The 2117-nt window shown below is 56.4% G+C and carries 3 protein-coding genes; 1 reads left to right on the forward strand and 2 read right to left on the reverse strand.

The features are described from left to right. On the forward strand, positions 1–263 hold a 263-nt coding region (locus V6M89_RS30335), incomplete at its 5' end, for a hypothetical protein (protein WP_332856705.1). A 202-nt stretch (positions 264–465) separates the two neighbouring features. Here the strand turns inward: V6M89_RS30335 and V6M89_RS30340 are convergent. Together V6M89_RS30340 and V6M89_RS30345 are read right to left on the reverse strand one after the other, a co-directional pair. After that, positions 466–1611 carry a DUF4214 domain-containing protein gene (locus V6M89_RS30340; protein WP_332856706.1) on the reverse strand — a complete coding sequence of 382 codons (1146 nt, stop codon included), beginning with the start codon at positions 1609–1611 and terminating at the stop codon, positions 466–468. Beyond that, positions 1556–1888, reverse strand: coding sequence for a hypothetical protein (locus tag V6M89_RS30345; protein ID WP_332856707.1), 333 nt, complete (start codon positions 1886–1888; stop codon positions 1556–1558). The genes V6M89_RS30340 and V6M89_RS30345 overlap by 56 nt, the downstream gene beginning before the upstream one ends. Positions 1889–2117: the final 229 nt, after the last annotated feature.

Raw genomic sequence — 2117 nt, forward strand, 5'->3', positions numbered from 1 at the left:
AAAGAACTTATTCGGTACTGCTTGCTGAAGAAGCGTTGTGTTCATCAGCGAAGAGGCAAGATTATGAAGTGTTTCGTGCATCTCGTCAAGCTTGTTTTTTAGTGTGGCTACATCTCACTAAAAAACTCCTCACTTCAACAGTGCATTTGAATGCCTTGTTCTGCAAGGGGGCGAACTATAGCAAAGCCCTCCCCATATCTGCAAGGCCTTTTTTCGAACTACTATCATCACCTTTTATGTACATGGCAGGAATGCACCAATAAGCAATCACATCATCAAACGCGGCGACCAACATATTCCGCAGGCCACACTACCCATGAGGGCCGCCGACCGGTACGCCTACATGTTGTCGGGAATCTCGATCTTCCCGGCCGTGCTCACTTTCGGCGTCGACCCAGCCCAGGCTTTCATCACCATTCCCACCGTGTTCTCGCACCCGACGCGCCAGCATCGGCGCCATGTGCTCTACTCCTGCGACCACAGCGACAGCACTCCGGCCGCTGTCGTAGCACTTGCGCCGGCAGCGGCAGTGACGGTCGGCGTCTCCGGCGGGACGCTGGCGTGCGACATCGTCCGGCTGACGATCGCATACTTGATCGAGCCGTCCGCCCTGGCGTAGCGGTAAGCGCGCCAGGAAAGATCCCTGACCGTCAGGCTGCCTGCCAGCACGCCATTCAACGCGGTCTGCACCGAAGCGGCCGGGTACACTTTGACGCCGCCTGCATCGGTCACCGTTGCGGCACCCTCTGCATCGAATACAATGTTTTGCGTGGTCACGACGCCGCAATCCTCGCGGTAGGTAGACAGCGTCTGTCCTGCCAACTCCTTGGCGGTGCTAATCATCTGCGCCGCATTCAGCACCAGCAAGTCCGTTGATTTATTGCTGACGACGTTGGTTTTAGCGTCAGTCGTGGCCTGGCACAGCATCAGCATCCCAGGAGATGTGCCATAAGCCTGGCCGGCAACCGCAGATGAGGCGACGATGGGCGCGTCGCACGACACGCTGGAGCTCGATCCTGGGGTGGGGGCGAAGCCGATCTGGCGCTCACCAACGCCGAACTCAATCTTACCGGTAGGGTAAGCCATCGGCCCTCTTCCGAACGACAGCCAGTACCGCACTGGCGTCGCGATCTCGCTGTAGACATTCTGGAAGCCGGTGTAGCGTAGCAGGCTGCCCGGTATCATGTTTATAATCGACGCCACTGCCGCGTCAATCACAGTCTGGAACGGTGCGAGATCGGTATTCGCATTGACCTGAGCCAGCAAGTTGGAGCCAACGACGCCTTTGGGCGAATAATCCGTCACGCCCGCAGCGGCCAGCCCGGCCAGGAAGCGTGTGGCCACTTCATTCTTTTTTTCCAGGGCCGTCACGTCATCGCCTTGCGCGCCGACGAGAATGGCCAGGGCCGCAAATGATCGAGTGATCACCTGCCTATCCAGCACGCCAACCCAGAAATTATGGCTACCGCCGTCGGCGTAGCGGCCAAATAAATTGATATAAACAGTATTAACGAATTCGGCATTGGTACCGGCGTACAGGTCCTTCGCTTCGGCGCTATCGCCAAATGCATCCAGCCTTACTTTTGACCCCGGTATCGCTGAAGTAGGCATAGAACAAGGCGGATGCAGTAGTGGGCAGATTGTGTTTTTCGAAGACGCCAGTCCAGAAAATCAGGCCGCCACTGTCGGGAACGCGGCCGTAATAGGCCAGGTAGAGTGCCTGGACTAATGAGGCATATGCGGAAGCGGTCGGTGGAGCGGTCGGTCCGATGCTGCCCATGCGCATGCCCGCAGTGTGCGGAGCGGTACTGCCCACATTCGAACCGCCACATGCCGTCAGCAAAGCGGCTATCAGGATCAAGGAAGCCCATTGTAGTTGGCGTTGCATGATTGTCTCCCGATTGAAATAATTGCCAAATAATACACGTTAATTATTTTCCATGGAACGAGAATAAGAGTTCAGACGAAAAAAAACCCCACCTGCACAGAGCGCGATCTTGAGCGCGTTCTGGCTGCTGGGGGTTTTTAGGTAGTGAAGCGCGGCAGTGCCGCGCTGAACAAATGGCCGCGGAATGCGAAAAGCCCACCAAGTTCACTTGGTGGGCTTTTCTGTATAA

Origin of the sequence: Duganella sp. S19_KUP01_CR8, from assembly GCF_036688705.1 — a bacterium.
Taxonomy (GTDB): domain Bacteria; phylum Pseudomonadota; class Gammaproteobacteria; order Burkholderiales; family Burkholderiaceae_D; genus Rugamonas.

Excerpts from the sequence above, each read along its gene's own strand:
- V6M89_RS30340 (WP_332856706.1), bottom strand. The coding sequence starts at position 1,611 with ATGCCTACTTCAGCGATACCGGGGTCAAAAGTAAGGCTGGATGCATTT.
- V6M89_RS30345 (WP_332856707.1), bottom strand. The coding sequence starts at position 1,888 with ATGCAACGCCAACTACAATGGGCTTCCTTGATCCTGATAGCCGCTTTG.